A 15,042-nucleotide genomic window follows, 5' to 3' on the forward strand; every position below is an offset into this window, starting at 1 on the left:
GCGATCCGCCACCGCCCCGACGACCCACACCGTCGATGGGGCTGGAGAATGATCGAGGCAGTCGGCCTGACGAAGCGCTACGGCGCCAAGACAGCCGTGTACAACCTTTCCTTCCAGGTGAGGCCCGGCGCCGTCACCGGCTTCCTGGGGCCCAACGGCTCCGGCAAGTCGACGACCATGCGCATGATCCTCGGCCTGGACCAGCCCACTTCCGGCCATGTCACCATCGGCGGCCACCCCTTCCGTACGCTCCCCAACGCGCCCCGCCAGGTCGGCGCGCTGCTCGACGCCAAGGCCGTGCACGGCGGCCGCAGCGCCCGCAACCACCTGCTCTCGCTCGCCCAGCTCTCCGGCATCCCGGCCCGCCGGGTCGACGAGGTGCTCGGGGTCGTCGGCCTCCAGGAGGTCGCGGGCAAGCGATCCAAGGGGTTCTCGCTCGGCATGGGCCAGCGGCTCGGCATCGCCGCGGCCCTCCTCGGCGACCCCCAGGTGCTGCTCTTCGACGAGCCGGTCAACGGCCTCGACCCCGAGGGCATCCTGTGGGTGCGCAACCTCATGAAGCAGCTCGCCGCCGAGGGCCGGACCGTCTTCGTCTCCTCGCACCTGATGAGCGAGATGGCGCTGACCGCCGACCACCTCATCGTGATCGGCCGCGGCCAGCTGCTCGCCGACATGAGCGTCAAGGACTTCATCTCCCACAACTCCGCCGACTTCGCGCGCGTGCGCACCCCCGAGCCCACCGGCCGGGAGAAGCTGACGTCCGCGCTGACCGAGGCCGGCGGCCAGGTCATGCCCGAGCCGGACGGCGCCCTGCGGGTGACCGGCCTCGCGCTGCCCCGCATCAGCGACCTCGCGCATGACGCGGACGTACGCCTGTGGGAGCTGTCGCCGCACCAGGCCTCGCTGGAAGAGGCGTACATGCGGATGACGCAGGGCGCGGTGGACTACCGCTCCACGGCCGACCAGAAGGCCGGTCTGATGCAGCCGATACCGCCCGGCTATCAGCCGCCGCCGTCGGTGCCCGAGGTGCCGACGCAGGGCTGGTACGCCCCGCCGCCGCCCGGACAGAACCCGTACGCGGCCCCGCAGGCCCCCGGACAGGCCCCGGCGGCCCCGATGCAGGCGCCCGTGCCGCAGGCCCCGGCCGCGGCCCCTCAGCCCGTTCCGGCCGCCCCCGCCGCTCCCCCGGCCGACCGGCCCGCCGCCGCGCCCGCCCCCGCCCTGACCAAGCCCGAGGACGCCCGATGACCACCCCCTACCAGCAGCAGGCACCGGGTGCGCCCCTCGGGACGTACACCTCGCCGATCCCGGTGCGGCCCGCCAGCCTCGGCGACGCGCTCGCCTCCGAGTGGACCAAGATCCGCTCGGTGCGCTCCACCATGTGGACGCTGGGCGTGCTCGTCGTGCTCGTGCTCGGCATCGGGCTGCTCGCGGCGGTCGCGGTCAACGCCTCCGACGCGCACATGGGCGACACCCCGCTGCTCAGCCTCGGCTTCTACGGCGTGCTGCTCGGCTCGATCTGCGTGATCACCCTCGGCGTGCTGACCATCGCGTCCGAGTACGGCACGGGGATGATCCGTACGACGCTGACCGCGTGCCCCAGCCGGGCCCGGATCCTCGCCGCCAAGTCGGTCGTCTTCTTCCTGCTGTCCTTCGTCATCCTGACGGTCTCCACCGGCCTGGTGGCGATGCTGCAGACGGGGATGGTGGAATCCGCCGAGCAGCCGACCGGCTCCGAGCTGTTCAAGGCGACGGTCGGCGTCAGCCTCTACGTCTCGCTGCTCGGCCTGCTCTCGCTCGCGATCGGCGCGCTGATCCGGCACTCGGCCGGCGCGATCACGGTCATGATCGGCGTGGTGCTGCTGCCGCTGGTGCTCGCGCTGTTCATGTTCGCGCCGTCGCTCGACTCGGTGCGCCAGGCCCTGCTGGAGTACTCGATCCCCAGCCAGCTGGCCGTGTTCTACGGCTCGACGGTGAGCGACTCGGGCCCGACCGGCTGGACGCCGCTGCTGATCCTGGGAGCCGTCACGGCCGCCGCGCTCGGCGGCGCGTTCGCCGCGCTGAACAGCCGGGACGTATGACGAGCCCTAACCCGGGGGCCTAGTACCTCGGCGCGTTCCTGGACCGCTGCACCCTGCTGGTGCGGCGGTCCTTCGCGTTCCAGCAGGCCTTGTGCCAGTGCCTGCGGTCGTCCACGCCGCCGTATTCCGGCCAGGCCACCACGTGCGGGACGCCGGAGGGGATCTCCTGGTCGCACCCCGGGCAGCGGTAGCGCTTGCCCTGCGCGCTCGCGCCGCTGACGTGCCGGACGGACCACTCCTCGCCCTGGTACGTCTCGGAGCGCTGGAGGCCGAAGCGGTCGCCCGCCCCGCCGGTCGGTTCGGTCGGCTGGTCGCCGCCCTTGGGGCGGTTGCGGCGCGGGGACACGGAAACACCTCACGGGGCCGGACGGATGACTGCCTCCAGCGTAGAGGTACTTGCCCCGGGTACCCGAGCTCGCACAGGGGTGGCACGGTAACTCGTACGGGGGACACTTACCGGACTATCGCAAGAAGTTCGCGTTGGGCCGTGCCCTTGGCACTTGTCAGGCGTTGTTGCCGGTAAGAGGGGGAGCCGCGTCGGCCGCGAGGAGGCAGAAGGCGATGCGTGTCGGAACTTTTGTACTGGCAGCCCAATTCCCGGGCCAGGGCCAGGGGGAGGCACTGCACAGGGCGGTGCGGTCCGCCGAGGTGGCCGAGGAGTCGGGCCTGGACGCGGTGTGGCTCGCCGAGCACCACTTCGTTCCGTACGGGGTGTGCCCATCGGCGGTGACGCTGGCGGCGCTGCTGCTCGGGCGCACGCGCAGGATCCGCGTCGGGACGGCGGTCAGCGTCCTGCCGAGCGCGCACCCGGTGGCACTGGGCGAACAGGCGGCGCTGCTGCACCTGACGTCCGGCGGCCGGTTCTCGCTGGGCGTGGGCCGCGGTGGGCCCTGGGTCGACCTGGAGGTCTTCGGCTCGGGCCTGCGGGCGTACGAGGAGGGCTTCCCGGAGTCCCTGGACCTGCTGCTGCGGTGGCTGTCCGAACCGCGGGTGTCGAGTCTGGGCGAACGTTTCACCTTCCGGGAGGTCCCGGTGGTGCCGAGGCCCGACGAGCTGCTCTCAGACGGTCCCGCGGGCCCCGAGGTCATCGTGGCGTGCACCTCGCCGAAGAGCGTGAAGCTGGCCGCCGAGCGGGGGCTGCCGATGCTGCTCGGGATGCACTGCGGCGACGAGGAGAAGGCGGAGATGGTCGCGCTGTGGCGTTCGCACGCGCTGGCGTCCGGCGTCGCGCCGGAGGCGGTGGCGGCCGCGCCGCATGTGTCGGCCGGGGTGGCGCAGATCGAGGACCACCGCGCCCAGGCCGCCGAGACGCTGCTCAAGGCGATGCCGGGCTGGCTGAAGCAGGGCCTCGACGCGCATGTGACGGTCGACGGCCGCCACCGCGCGATGCGCGACCCCGTGCTGTACACGGAACTGCTGTGCGGCCTCCACCCGGTGGGCACCCCGCGCCAGGCGGCGGACCGTATCGCGGCGACCTCGGAGAAGACGGGCATCACGCGCTTCGCCTTCCTGGTGGAGGGATCGGGGGACCTGGCCGCGACGGAGGAGAACGTACGGAGGCTGGGCACCGAAGTGCTGCCGCTGCTGGGGTGAGGCCCGAGGGGGACGGCGCCCACCGGGGCGCGGGGGCTCGGGGCCCCACAAAAGGCCCCCGCTCCGCATCAGTTGCACCTCCCGCGATGCGGAGCGGCGGCGAAGACGTCAGCAGTCCCTCAGCTCCGGGGACTGGTTGAGCAGCTGGCCCCGGACCGAGGTGAAGCGGGCGAGCCGCTCGTCGGACGACGGGTCCAGGGGGAACACGGCGACGCGGTGGCAGTTCTGGAACGCCAGGCGGACACCGAAGTGCCGCTGGAGCGAACCGCGGATGGCGTCACTCGCGAGCGCGCGAAGAAGCTGGCCGCGCGCCTGCTCGTCCGGCGGAGGCGTCTGGTTGTCGGCGAACTCACCACCGTCCACCTTCAGCTGGGCCACCAGAGAACTGATCATCTCCCATGCGTACGGCAGGGAGGTCCGGACGCAGTCGACGAAATCGGCTTCGTCGACCTCGCCTCGCTCGGCCTGTTCGAGTAGGGCCGGTGAGACGTCGAGCGACATGGTTTCTCCTCTCGCGACCCCGGGGAGGGGGTCTTACGGGCAGGGAAAGGAACGAAGTCGGCCACGCAGCGTGCCTGACCGACAACCTCCCGCTTATACGGTAGGCGCGGCATGGTGGCTGCGACAGCTACTTGGCACGTAACCGGCCAATAACGAACAGCGCTTTGCCGGACGAATCGCGTTCGGCGGGGGGATTCGAGTAGCGTTGCCGACCATGCGTCTCGTCATCGCCCGCTGCTCCGTCGACTACGCGGGCCGCCTCACCGCCCATCTGCCCTCCGCCACCCGGCTGATCCTGGTGAAGGCGGACAACAGCGTCTCCATTCACGCGGACGACCGGGCGTACAAGCCCCTCAACTGGATGTCTCCACCGTGCACCCTCAAGGAGGGGACGGGGGACGATTCGGGCGTCTGGACGGTCGTGAACAAGGCGGGCGAGAAGCTCATCATCAAGATGGAGGAGATCCTCCACGACTCGTCGCACGAGCTGGGCGTGGACCCGGGCCTCATCAAGGACGGCGTGGAAGCGCACCTGCAGGAGCTGCTCGCGGACCGGATCGAGACGCTGGGCGAGGGGTACACGCTGATCCGCCGCGAGTACGCGACGGCGATCGGTCCGGTGGACATCCTGTGCCGGGACGCGTCCGGCGGGACGGTGGCGGTCGAGATCAAGCGCCGCGGTGAGATCGACGGGGTCGAGCAGCTCACGCGCTACCTGGAGCTGCTGAACCGGGATCCGCATCTCGCGCCGGTGCGGGGGGTGTTCGCGGCGCAGGAGATCAAGCCGCAGGCGCGCGTGCTGGCGACGGACCGCGGCATCGGCTGCGTCGTGCTCGACTACGACGCCATGCGAGGCATCGAGGACGACAAACTCCGCCTGTTCTGACGCCGGGGGCTACGCCCCGGACCCCGTTCGCCTGCGGACCGTCTGCGGCTGGTCGCGCAGTTCCCCGCGCCCCTGGATGCGCCCCTGCGGGGCGCCCAGGGGATGCCGCGCAGCGGCATCCTTAGAGGCGCGGGGAACTGCGCGAGCAACCCCGCACGGCCCGCAGACGAAAAAGCGGGGTGCAGGGGCCGCAGGCCCCGCAAGGGGTCCGGGGCGCAGCCCCGGGAGACCACCTCAACCCTCCCCCCACCCCCGGAGGGTTTAGGGAAGGGGCGGGGAGGGGCCTACGCCGTAGGCGACGACGCCGGGCTCTGGGTCGTGGGTCCCGACGCACTGTTGCTCGGGGGCGTGCCACTGGACGAGCCACCCGTGGTCGTCGGCGTGGACTCGGTCGGCGTCGGTGAGGGACTGGTCGGAGTCGGCGGCGTCGGCGTCGGCGTCGGCGTCGGGCTCGACGACTTCGTCGCCGAAGGCTTGGGCGTCGGCGACGCGTGCCCCGGACTCGACGGCTTCGGCCCACCCGGCGACGTCGACGGCCCCGACGGCCTCCCCGAAGGCGTCGGCGCCTCCCCGGAAGGAGTCGTCCCCGGGGATGAAGCCGACGACGGCGTCGTCCCCGGCACCCCCGGCCTCGACGGCGTCGGCGTCGTCGACCCCGCCCCCGACCCGTGCGACGGCGCACCCGGCGTAGGCGTGTCCGCCGGGAGCCCCGGGTCGGTGGCGTCCTCGTTCGCCGACTGACGCTGCTCGACCTTGTCGGGCGCGTCGGAGCCGGACGTCGCGCCCAGCGTCACCACCGTGCCCAGCACCGCCGCGAGCACCGCCCCCGCCCCCGCCGCCACCAGATTGCGACGCGTACCGGTGAACAGCGTCCGCTTGGCGGGGGACACCCCGCCGGGGATCAGCACCGTGGGAGTGGTGTCGGGCGGGGCCGGGACGCCGGCCGGGGGCGACTGGGACTCCTCGTAGCGCGCCGCGGGGACCTCGTCGCCGGACGGGGTGCGGCCGCCCGAGACCACCGGGCCGCCCGAGCGGTCCTCGACCAGGGCCAGCGCGCGCCGCCCCGCGACCGTGCCCCGCTTGTCGGACAGCGCGCCCTTCAGACCGATGGACGCCTCCAGTTCGGCACGGGCGCGGTCCACGTTCCCCGCGCACAGCGCCAGAACGCCCAGCTCGTGGTGGAAGTACGCCTCCTCCGCCACCTCGCCGGTGAGCCGGGCCGCCGCCGAGCCGATCCGCAGGGCCCGCTCCCACGCCCCCCAGTGCAGCCCCGCCGCGAACGCGGGCGCCGCGCTGCGGGCGAGCTTGACGGCCGTGGCGGGGTGACCGGGGTCGCCGCCCGGGACCAGCGCGCCCAGGGCCGCCAGGACCGCGTCCGCCTCGGCCGCCGCCCGCTCGGGCGTGACCGAGGGGTGCCCGGTCCACCAGGCGTAGTGCTGGGCGGCGGTGTGCGCCCGCTCCCCCGCGTCCTCCCCGTACCCGGCCGCCTCCAGCTGGGTGAGCACGCCCGCCGCGAGCCGGTAGCGCGTACCGACCGGGGAGAGCAGCCCGCAGCCGAGCAGTTCGCCGAGCGCGGCGTCCGCGTGGGTGTCCCCGACGAGCGCGGGCAGATGCGCCTGGTGCGGCACCTCGCCGCCGAGGGCGACGGCGAACCGCAGGGTCTCCCGGGCGGCCTGCCCGAGCCGGGCCGCGAGCGGCGCGGCGGGGGCCGCGCCCTCGCCCAGCGACGGCAGCGGCACCTCGCGGCCCTCGGCCGAGAAGACGGAGACGTCGGAGGGCTCGTCCACCGGCAGCCCGAACTCGTCGCGCGGGACGCCCTCGCCGCGCAGCCCGTCCCGCTGCCGCAGCAGCGCGCCCGCCTCGACGAACCGCAGCGGCAGGCCCTCCGACTCGAACCAGAGGTCGCCCGCCCAGTTGGCCTCCTCGTCGCTGAGCGGCCGGTCCACGGCCTGCTCCAGGAGTTCCAGGGAGGCGCTGCGCCCGAGCCCGGTCAGGAAGACCTCTTCGAGGTGCGACTCGGCCGGCGGCGCCGCCACCTCGGGCGTCGCGGCGAGCAGGAAGGCGCATTCGGGGGCGGCGGCGAGCAGTTCTTCGAGTGCGGCGCCGCCGAACTCCAGGTCGTCGACGAGGACGACCGCCCCGATCTCGCGCACCTGGTCGAGCAGCCCGGCCCGGTCGGGCCGGTGCAGCGGGGCGCGGTACACCGTCGCGTACAGCTCGTGCAGCAGTTCCTGGGGGGTGCGGCGGTGGCCGCTGAGGCGGACGACGCCGTCGGGCGCGAGCTGGGCGCAGTCGGCGGCCACTGCGTCGAGCAGGACCGTGCGCCCGGATCCGGCGGGCCCGGTGAGCCGTACCGAGCGGCCCCGGCCGAGCAGGCGCACGAGGCGCTCGCGCTCCTCGCCGCGCTCCAACAGGACCGGCGCGGGCGCCGCGGGCCCGGCGGGCACCGGCGGGCGCAGGGCGCGCTCGCGGTCGGCGCGTTCGGCGGCGGACTGGCGTTCGGGGCGGCCGGGGATCTCGCCGGGCGGGCAGGGCTCGATCTCGCTGCCGTCGACGGGGTTGACGGTGAGCAGGAAGTCGCCCGAGACGAGCTGGACCGTGCGCGCGAGTCCGGCGGCGCGCGCGCCGATCTCGGGGGTGACGGCGTCGCGGTCGCGCTCCTTGCGCGGCGCGGCGGCGCCGGTGCCCGGTCCGTCCTGCTCGTGGTCGAAGTCGTCGGGTCCCCGGGTGTCCATCGGGTTCATGGTGAAAGCCCCCCAGATGCGCCTGCGTAACCTTGCCCCTCCCGGCCGCTACGCACTGCGCTGTCGCTCTGGTCCGGTACCCGCCGCAGGGATGTCGACCGGCGGGAGACCGCACCCTAAACCTTCGCCCAGTATCTCCGAACGGGCGGGGTGCCACCCCGCCCAGAGCGTCACAGTCCGGTGAGGATTGCCCACGGAGGACCGGATTCCACATCACCCGCACAACTGCCGCACAGGTCGTGCTCAACAGGGCCGTACGACGCTCGTACGGCGGTGGCGCCGCGCGCGCTCACACGCGCGGCAGCGCCTCCGCGGCGATACCGCCCTCGATGGCGAGGATGCGGTGCAGCCGGGTCGCCACCAGCAGGCGCTGCATCTGGGGCGGCACGCCCCGCAGCACAAGCCGCCGGCCGCAGCGGCCGGCCCGCCGGTGGGCACCCATGATCACACCGAGGCCGGTGGCGTCCCAGGAGTCCAGCTCGGTCAGGTCGAGCACCAGGTCGCCGGCTCCGTCGTCGACCGCCGAGTGCAGGACCGTACGGGCGTCCGCCGCGCTGCGGACGTCGAGGCGGCCCCCGACGACCAGCTCGACGTGGTCGCCCCTGATGTGCATATGTACTCCCCGGAGTGCTCCGTATGCCTGTCTGCCTGTCGTCTCTTACTGCACCAACTGACTGCACAGACCGCAGGGAAGTTGCCGTCTGTAAGCGAACCGATACCTAATTCACCCCATGGAGTGATTCCGGGGCGAGGGGAGGTGAGGGTGCGTCAATCAGTGCTTGTAGAAGCCCTGCCCGCTCTTGCGGCCGATGTCACCCGCGTCAACCATCCGGCGCATCAGCTCCGGCGGCGCGAACTTCTCGTCCTGGGACTCGGTGTAGATGTTGCTGGTGGCGTGGAGCAGGATGTCCACGCCGGTGAGGTCGGCGGTGGCCAGCGGGCCCATCGCGTGACCGAAGCCCAGCTTGCAGGCCAGGTCGATGTCCTCGGCGGTGGCCACGCCCGACTCGTACAGCTTCGCCGCCTCGACGACGAGCGCCGAGATGAGGCGGGTGGTGACGAAACCGGCGACGTCGCGGTTGACGACGATGCAGGTCTTGCCGACGGACTCGGCGAACTCCCGGGCGGTGGCCAGGGTTTCGTCGCTCGTCTTGTAGCCGCGCACCAGTTCGCAGAGCTGCATCATCGGGACCGGCGAGAAGAAGTGGACGCCGACGACCCGCTCGGGGTTCTCGGTGGCCGCCGCGATCTTGGTGATCGGGATGGCGGAGGTGTTGGAGGCGAGCACGGCGTCCGGACGCACGATCTTGTCGAGCGTACGGAAGATGTCGTGCTTGACCTCCAGCTTCTCGAAGACGGCCTCGACGACGACGTCCACGTCGGCGGCCGCGTCCAGGTCGGTCGTGGTGGTGATGCGGGCGAGCGCGGCCTCCGCGTCCTCGGCGGCCAGCTTGCCCTTGCTCACGAACTTGTCGTACGAGGCCTTGATGCCGTCGGTGCCACGGGCCAGCGCCTCGTCGGTGACGTCGCGCAGCACCACGTCCCAGCCCGCCTGGGCCGAGACCTGCGCGATGCCCGAACCCATGAGTCCGGCCCCGATGACGGCGAGCTTCCTGGCCACTTCACACCCCTTTGACGGCTTACTGATACGGCTCTCCGGCGGAGGCTATCGGCCGTGAGGCGTCTTGGGAGCCGTAAGAGATGCGCGTCACGTCTCAGATGACGGACATCACACCAAGACGGGTGAGCGGCGTCTCACGGAGGGGCCCGACGGGGCCCACCGGTCGTCCCGTACCGCGTACTTGGGCGGGGAATGTCCGTGCCCGGCGGGCGGCCGTGACGGTCGGCACAAGAGCGTGGCGGACGGGCCCCGCGTAACTAGGCTGACCCCATGGTCAATCTGACGCGCATCTACACCCGTACCGGCGACAAGGGCACCACCGCCCTGGGCGACATGAGCCGTACCGCCAAGACGGATCTGCGGATCTCGGCGTACGCGGACGCCAACGAGGCGAACGCGGTGATCGGCACGGCGATCGCCCTGGGCGGTCTGGAGGAGGAGGTCGTGCAGGTCCTCACCCGCGTGCAGAACGACCTGTTCGACGTGGGCGCGGATCTGTCGACGCCGGTGGTCGAGGACCCGAAGTACCCGCCGCTGCGGGTCGAGCAGTTCTACGTGGACCGCCTTGAGGCGGACTGCGACCGGTTCAACGAGCGGCTGGAGAAGCTGCGCAGCTTCATCCTGCCGGGCGGCACGCCGGGCGCGGCGCTGCTGCACCAGGCGTGCACGGTGGTGCGCCGCGCCGAGCGTTCGACGTGGGCGGCGCTGGAGGTGCACGGCGATTCGATGAACCCGCTGACTGCGACGTATCTGAACCGCCTGTCCGACCTGCTGTTCATCCTCGCGCGGACGGCGAACAAGGAGACCGGGGACGTTCTGTGGGTACCCGGCGGCGAGCGCTGACATCTGCGGGCCGTCTGCGGCTGGTCGCGCCCCGCGGCGGAGCCGCATATGTCACAGCCCCGCGCCCCTGGTGGACCCGCGGTAGCGCACGGCACGGCGCCCCTTAGGGGCGCGGGGAACTGCGCGACCAGCCCAGCACGGTCCGCAGCCAAAGCATCACGCACCTCCAGCGGAGCGCTTAGAACAGGCTCTTGCGCGACCGCGCCGCCTCCACCCGCTTCGGGAACACCGTATAGCTCAGTGCGATGACCACGTTGATGCCGATCAGCCACAGCATTCGCTGCTGCCACATTCGTAGGGAGCTCGCGTCCCCGGCGCCGTCCACGTACCAGATGCCGCCCTGGAGCAGGCCGATCGCGATCGCGGCGGCGAGGGCCCAGCGGCCCGCGGTCTTCCACTCGTGGAGCGCGCGGGCCGCGCCGCCCGCCGGGGCCTTGGCGGGGCGCGGGCCGCCCGCGAAGCGGTGGGCGAACCAGACGTCGGCCCGCTTCACCATGGAGTGGCCCATCGCCACCGAGAAGCCGATGTACACGGCGGCGAGGCCGTGCTTCCAGTCCGGCTCGGCGCCGTTCTTGAGGTCGATCACGGTGACGACGAGGAGCAGCGCCTCCAGCAGCGGCTCGCAGAGCAGCACCGCCACCGACGTCCTGGGCATCTTGGCGAAGTAGCGCAGCGCCAGGCCCCCGGCGAGCAGCACCCAGAAGCCGACCTCGCAGATGACGATCAGTGTGACGATCACGGCATACCCCGTTCCCTCGGACTCCCTTCCAGCGTCGGCCCGCGATCGGGCCCGCTCGTCGTCGGCAGTGAGGAAACGGCACTGCACCCTTCGATGTAGTACGGGATCGCCCCACACGTGGAGGCCCGGGCCCCCGACCCCGTGTTTCATGGGAACGTGAACCTCTTCCGCCGCCGCCCGCACCGCCATGACGTGATCATCGCCGTCGTCGGCCTGCTGACCGGCCTGGCGGGCTGGGCGCTCGGGCTGCACACCCAGGGCGGGCACCCGTTCGGCGGCGCGTGGGTGCTGCTGCCGCTGGCCGTCACCGCGGCCCTCGAACTCGTGCGCCGGACCGCCCCGCAGTTCGCCCTGGTCACCGGCACCTTCGCGATCATCGCGGACCAGTTCACGCTCGGCAGCGTGGTGACGGTCCTGATGTTCACGGATCTGGTCTACGCGGCCGTCCTGTACGGCACCCCGGCCGCCGCCCGGCGCATCCCCGTCACCACCGGGCTGATCTCGGTCGCGACCGCCCTCGGCTTCCTGGCCTGGCTGCACAAGCCCGAGGCCCTGCTGATCGGCCTGGTCACCGGCATCGTCTCGTTCGCGCCCGCCACCACCGGCGCGCTGGTGCGCAACCACCGCGACGCCGCCGAGGCGGCCACCCTGCGCGCCGAGCAGACCGCGCTGCTCGCCGAGATCGACCGCACCCAGGCGGTGGTGGCCGAGCGCGCCCGGATGGCCCGCGAGCTGCACGACATGGTCGCCAACCACCTCTCGGCGATCGCCATCCACTCCACCGCCGCGCTCTCCCTCGACGACCCGGCCACCACCCGCCAGGCACTCACGGTGATCCGGACGAACAGCGTGGACGGGCTCGCGGAGATGCGCCGGCTGATCGGGCTGCTGCGCGACAGCGGCGCCGGGCGCGCCCCGGCCGCCGCGCCCACGCTGGCGGGCCTCGACGCGCTGATCACCCAGGCCCGTACCAACGGCGCCTCCAGCGGGCTCGACTTCGACCTCCACGACACCCGCCCCAAGGGGGCCGCGCTGCCCGCCCCGGTCGAGCTGGCCGCGTACCGGATCGTCCAGGAGTCGCTGACCAACGCCCTCAAGCACGCCTCGCCGGGCACGGTCACCGCCGCGCTCGCGCACACCGGGCGGGCGCTGACGGTCCGGGTGACCAGCCCGTACGGTGAGCGTCCGGGGCCGCGCGCACCGGGCTCGGGCGCGGGGCTCGTCGGGATGCGGGAGCGGGCCGTACTGCTCGGCGGGAGCTTCGAGTCGGGCCCCGAGCCGGGGGACGACGGCACCAAGATCTGGCGGGTCCGGGCCGAACTGCCCATCCGGGAAAGCGAGTCGGCCACATGACGATCCGGGTACTGGTCGCGGAGGACCAGTCGTCGGTACGGGCCGGGCTCGTCCTGATCCTGGGCAGCGCCCCGGACATCGAGGTGGCCGGGGAGGCCGCCGACGGCGAGGAGGCGGTGCGCCTGGCGCGCGAACTGCGCCCGGACCTGGTCCTGATGGACGTGCAGATGCCCCGGCTCGACGGCGTCGCGGCGACCCGCCAGGTGGTCGCGGAGCGGCTGGCCGATGTGCTGGTGCTGACGACGTTCGACCTCGACGAGTACGTCTTCGGGGCGCTGCGCGCGGGCGCGGCGGGCTTCCTGCTGAAGAACACCGAGGCGAGGGACCTGATCGAGGCGGTACGGACGGTGGCGCGCGGCGAGGGCACGATCGCCCCGGCCGTCACCCGCCGGCTGATCGCGGAGTTCGCGGCACCGGCGACCAGGGCGCCCGCCGTGCGCCCGGCCGCCCTCGACGCGCTGACCCGCCGCGAGCGGGAGGTGCTGTCGTGCCTCGGTGAGGGGCTGTCGAACGCCGAGATCGCGGGACGGCTCGCGATGGCCGAGGCGACGGTGAAGACCCACGTCAGCCGACTCCTTGGGAAGCTGGAGCTGCGCAGCCGGGTCCAAGCGGCCGTACTGGCACAGGAGTTGGGGGTCTGACGGCGACTTCCGGCCGTTGGTCTGGACCTCTTGACGATTGGTACAGACCTTTCTACGCTCACGGCACTGCTGTGTGAGCGTGCCCACGACCCACCGTGTGCTCACCGGGCGGAGCAGGGTCCCACCCCCACACCCGTCGGACCTCACTCGAGGAGCTTCCTTGAGCACTGCAACGCGCATCCGCACCCGCACCCGCTTCAGAACCAGAGCCGCAGCCGTCCTCACCGCGCTGGCCCTTCCCCTGGCCGCACTCGTCGGCCTGGCCGGCGCCACTCCCGCCGCGGCCGCCGCCTCGGCGACCGCCACCTACGCCAAGACCCAGGACTGGGGCTCCGGCTTCGGCGCCCAGTGGACCGTCAAGAACACCGGCACCACGACGCTCACCTCCTGGACCGTGGAGTGGGACTACCCCTCCGGTACGTCCGTGACCTCGTTCTGGGACGCGGACGTCACCCATGCCGTCAACCACTGGACCGCCAAGAACAAGTCGTACAACGGCACTCTCGCACCCGGCGCCAGCGTCACCTTCGGCTTCAACGGCGCGGGCTCCGGCGCCCCGTCCGGCTGCAAGCTCAACGGGGGTTCCTGCGACGGGAGTACCACCCCGCCGGGCGACAACCCGCCGTCCGCGCCGGGCACTCCGACGGCGAGCGGCGTCACCAACACCTCGGTGAACCTGTCGTGGACCGCCGCCACCGACGACAAGGGCGTCAAGAACTACGACGTCTACCGCGGCTCGGCGAAGATCGCGACGGTGACCGGTACGACGTACGCCGACTCGGGCCTCACCGCCGGGACGACGTACACGTACAGCGTGACCGCGCGCGACACCGCCGACCAGACCGGCCCCTCCTCCGGCTCGACCACCGTCACCACCACGGGCGGCGGCGGCAACCCGGACCCGGGCTCCACGGTCAAGCTCGGCTACTTCACCGACTGGGGCGTCTACCAGCGCAACTACCACGTGAAGAACATCGTCACCTCGGGCTCGGCGGCCAAGCTGACCCACATCAACTACGCGTTCGGCAACGTCACCAACGGCCAGTGCGCCATCGGTGACGCCTACGCCGACTACCAGAAGACGTACGACGCCTCGTCCAGCGTCGACGGCACCGCCGACACCTGGGACCAGCCGGTCGCGGGCAACATCAACCAGCTGCGCGAGCTGAAGAAGAAGTACCCGAACATCAAGGTGCTGTGGTCGTTCGGCGGCTGGACCTGGTCGGGCGGCTTCGGCGCGGCGGCGGCCAACCCGACGGCGTTCGCCAACTCCTGCTACAGCCTGGTGGAGGACCCGCGCTGGGCCGATGTCTTCGACGGCATCGACATCGACTGGGAGTACCCGAACGCCTGCGGGCTCTCCTGCGACACCAGCGGCCAGGCCGCGCTGAAGAACCTGCTGTCCGCGCTGCGGGCCAAGTTCGGCTCCTCGAACCTGGTGACGGCGGCCGTGACGGCCGACGGCTCGGCCAACGGCAAGATGGACCAGGCCGACTACGCCGGGGCGGCGCAGTACGTCGACTGGTACAACGTGATGACGTACGACTTCTTCGGTGCCTGGGACGCGAAGGGGCCGACGGCTCCGCACTCCCCGCTCACCTCGTACAACGGCATCCCGATCGCGGGCTTCAACACGGACGCGGCGATCCAGAAGTACCGGGGCAAGGGCATCCCGGCGAGCAAGCTCAACCTGGGGATCGGGTTCTACGGCCGCGGCTGGACCGGCGTCACCCAGGACGCGCCGGGCGGTACGGCGACGGGGCCGGCCCCCGGGACGTACGAGCAGGGCATCGAGGACTACAAGGTCCTCAAGAGCACGTGCCCGGCGACGGGGACGATCGCGGGCACGGCGTACGCCCGCTGCGGCTCCAACTGGTGGAGCTACGACACGCCGTCGACGATCGCGGGGAAGATGTCGTATGTGAAGGCCCAGGGATTGAAGGGTGCCTTCTTCTGGGAATTCAGCGGCGACACGGCTGGTGGCGAGCTGATCTCGGCGATCGACAGCGGCCTCAGGTAACCCGCTCCTGGTACGGCACC

General features: G+C 72.2%; 14 protein-coding genes. 8 read left to right on the forward strand and 6 right to left on the reverse strand.

The genetic code is table 11. The features are described 5' to 3' along the window. The first annotated feature begins 48 nt into the window (after positions 1 to 48). The gene (locus tag QIY60_RS06160) at positions 49 to 1,248 is read left to right on the forward strand and encodes an ABC transporter ATP-binding protein (protein WP_283141524.1); all 1,200 of its coding nucleotides are present in this window, start codon (positions 49 to 51) and stop codon (positions 1,246 to 1,248) included. Further along, the gene (locus QIY60_RS06165; protein ID WP_283141525.1) at positions 1,245 to 2,081 is read left to right on the forward strand and encodes an ABC transporter permease; all 837 of its coding nucleotides are present in this window, start codon (positions 1,245 to 1,247) and stop codon (positions 2,079 to 2,081) included. Before QIY60_RS06160 ends, QIY60_RS06165 begins: the two co-directional genes overlap by 4 nt. Positions 2,082 to 2,100: 19 nt before the next feature. Here the strand turns inward: QIY60_RS06165 and QIY60_RS06170 are convergent, their stop codons facing one another. Continuing rightward, the gene (locus tag QIY60_RS06170; RefSeq protein ID WP_283141526.1) at positions 2,101 to 2,427 is read right to left on the reverse strand and encodes an ATP/GTP-binding protein; all 327 of its coding nucleotides are present in this window, start codon (positions 2,425 to 2,427) and stop codon (positions 2,101 to 2,103) included. A gap of 215 nt (positions 2,428 to 2,642) precedes the next feature. On the opposite strand from QIY60_RS06170, the gene QIY60_RS06175 reads away from it, so the two are divergent. Continuing rightward, positions 2,643 to 3,674 (forward strand): LLM class flavin-dependent oxidoreductase, encoded by a 1,032-nt coding sequence (locus QIY60_RS06175; protein ID WP_283141527.1) that lies wholly within the window; start codon positions 2,643 to 2,645, stop codon positions 3,672 to 3,674. A gap of 108 nt (positions 3,675 to 3,782) precedes the next feature. On the opposite strand, the gene QIY60_RS06180 is transcribed toward QIY60_RS06175, so the two are convergent. Further along, positions 3,783 to 4,175 (reverse strand): SCO5389 family protein, encoded by a 393-nt coding sequence (locus tag QIY60_RS06180; RefSeq protein WP_190090884.1) that lies wholly within the window; start codon positions 4,173 to 4,175, stop codon positions 3,783 to 3,785. A gap of 214 nt (positions 4,176 to 4,389) precedes the next feature. On the opposite strand from QIY60_RS06180, the gene nucS reads away from it, so the two are divergent. Continuing rightward, the gene (gene nucS, locus QIY60_RS06185; protein WP_190090883.1) at positions 4,390 to 5,061 is read left to right on the forward strand and encodes an endonuclease NucS; all 672 of its coding nucleotides are present in this window, start codon (positions 4,390 to 4,392) and stop codon (positions 5,059 to 5,061) included. Between the two features lie 284 nt (positions 5,062 to 5,345). Here the strand turns inward: nucS and QIY60_RS06190 are convergent, their stop codons facing one another. From QIY60_RS06190 to QIY60_RS06200, 3 genes are all read right to left on the reverse strand, one after another. Next, on the reverse strand, positions 5,346 to 7,805 hold the full coding sequence (locus QIY60_RS06190; RefSeq protein ID WP_283141528.1) for an ATP-binding protein: 2,460 nt from the start codon (positions 7,803 to 7,805) through the stop codon (positions 5,346 to 5,348). A gap of 289 nt (positions 7,806 to 8,094) precedes the next feature. Continuing rightward, on the reverse strand, positions 8,095 to 8,418 hold the full coding sequence (locus QIY60_RS06195) for an STAS domain-containing protein (RefSeq protein WP_067163978.1): 324 nt from the start codon (positions 8,416 to 8,418) through the stop codon (positions 8,095 to 8,097). A 159-nt stretch (positions 8,419 to 8,577) separates the two neighbouring features. Beyond that, complete coding sequence (locus tag QIY60_RS06200; RefSeq protein WP_283141529.1) at positions 8,578 to 9,426, reverse strand: 3-hydroxyacyl-CoA dehydrogenase family protein; 849 nt, start codon at positions 9,424 to 9,426, stop codon at positions 8,578 to 8,580. Between the two features lie 270 nt (positions 9,427 to 9,696). Between QIY60_RS06200 and QIY60_RS06205 the strand changes: the two genes are divergently transcribed. Continuing rightward, positions 9,697 to 10,269 carry a cob(I)yrinic acid a,c-diamide adenosyltransferase gene (locus QIY60_RS06205; protein ID WP_283141530.1) on the forward strand — a complete coding sequence of 191 codons (573 nt, stop codon included), beginning with the start codon at positions 9,697 to 9,699 and terminating at the stop codon, positions 10,267 to 10,269. 178 nt (positions 10,270 to 10,447) lie between these two features. Here QIY60_RS06205 and QIY60_RS06210 read toward each other — a convergent pair whose 3' ends face one another. Next, the gene (locus tag QIY60_RS06210) at positions 10,448 to 11,008 is read right to left on the reverse strand and encodes a hypothetical protein (RefSeq protein ID WP_283141531.1); all 561 of its coding nucleotides are present in this window, start codon (positions 11,006 to 11,008) and stop codon (positions 10,448 to 10,450) included. Between the two features lie 156 nt (positions 11,009 to 11,164). Here QIY60_RS06210 and QIY60_RS06215 point away from each other — a divergent pair, with 156 nt between their 5' ends. The 3 genes from QIY60_RS06215 (at position 11,165) to QIY60_RS06225 (ending at position 15,022) form a co-directional block, all read left to right on the forward strand. Then, positions 11,165 to 12,361: a histidine kinase gene (locus tag QIY60_RS06215; protein ID WP_283141532.1), complete on the forward strand. Its 1,197-nt coding sequence runs from the start codon at positions 11,165 to 11,167 to the stop codon at positions 12,359 to 12,361. Then, the gene (locus QIY60_RS06220) at positions 12,358 to 13,002 is read left to right on the forward strand and encodes a response regulator transcription factor (protein ID WP_283141533.1); all 645 of its coding nucleotides are present in this window, start codon (positions 12,358 to 12,360) and stop codon (positions 13,000 to 13,002) included. Before QIY60_RS06215 ends, QIY60_RS06220 begins: the two co-directional genes overlap by 4 nt. Before the next feature lie 160 nt (positions 13,003 to 13,162). Further along, positions 13,163 to 15,022, forward strand: a complete 1,860-nt coding sequence (locus QIY60_RS06225) for a glycosyl hydrolase family 18 protein (RefSeq protein ID WP_283141534.1) — start codon at positions 13,163 to 13,165, stop codon at positions 15,020 to 15,022. Positions 15,023 to 15,042: the final 20 nt, after the last annotated feature.

This window comes from Streptomyces sp. BPTC-684 (genome assembly GCF_030028635.1).
GTDB classification, from domain to species: domain Bacteria; phylum Actinomycetota; class Actinomycetes; order Streptomycetales; family Streptomycetaceae; genus Streptomyces; species Streptomyces noboritoensis.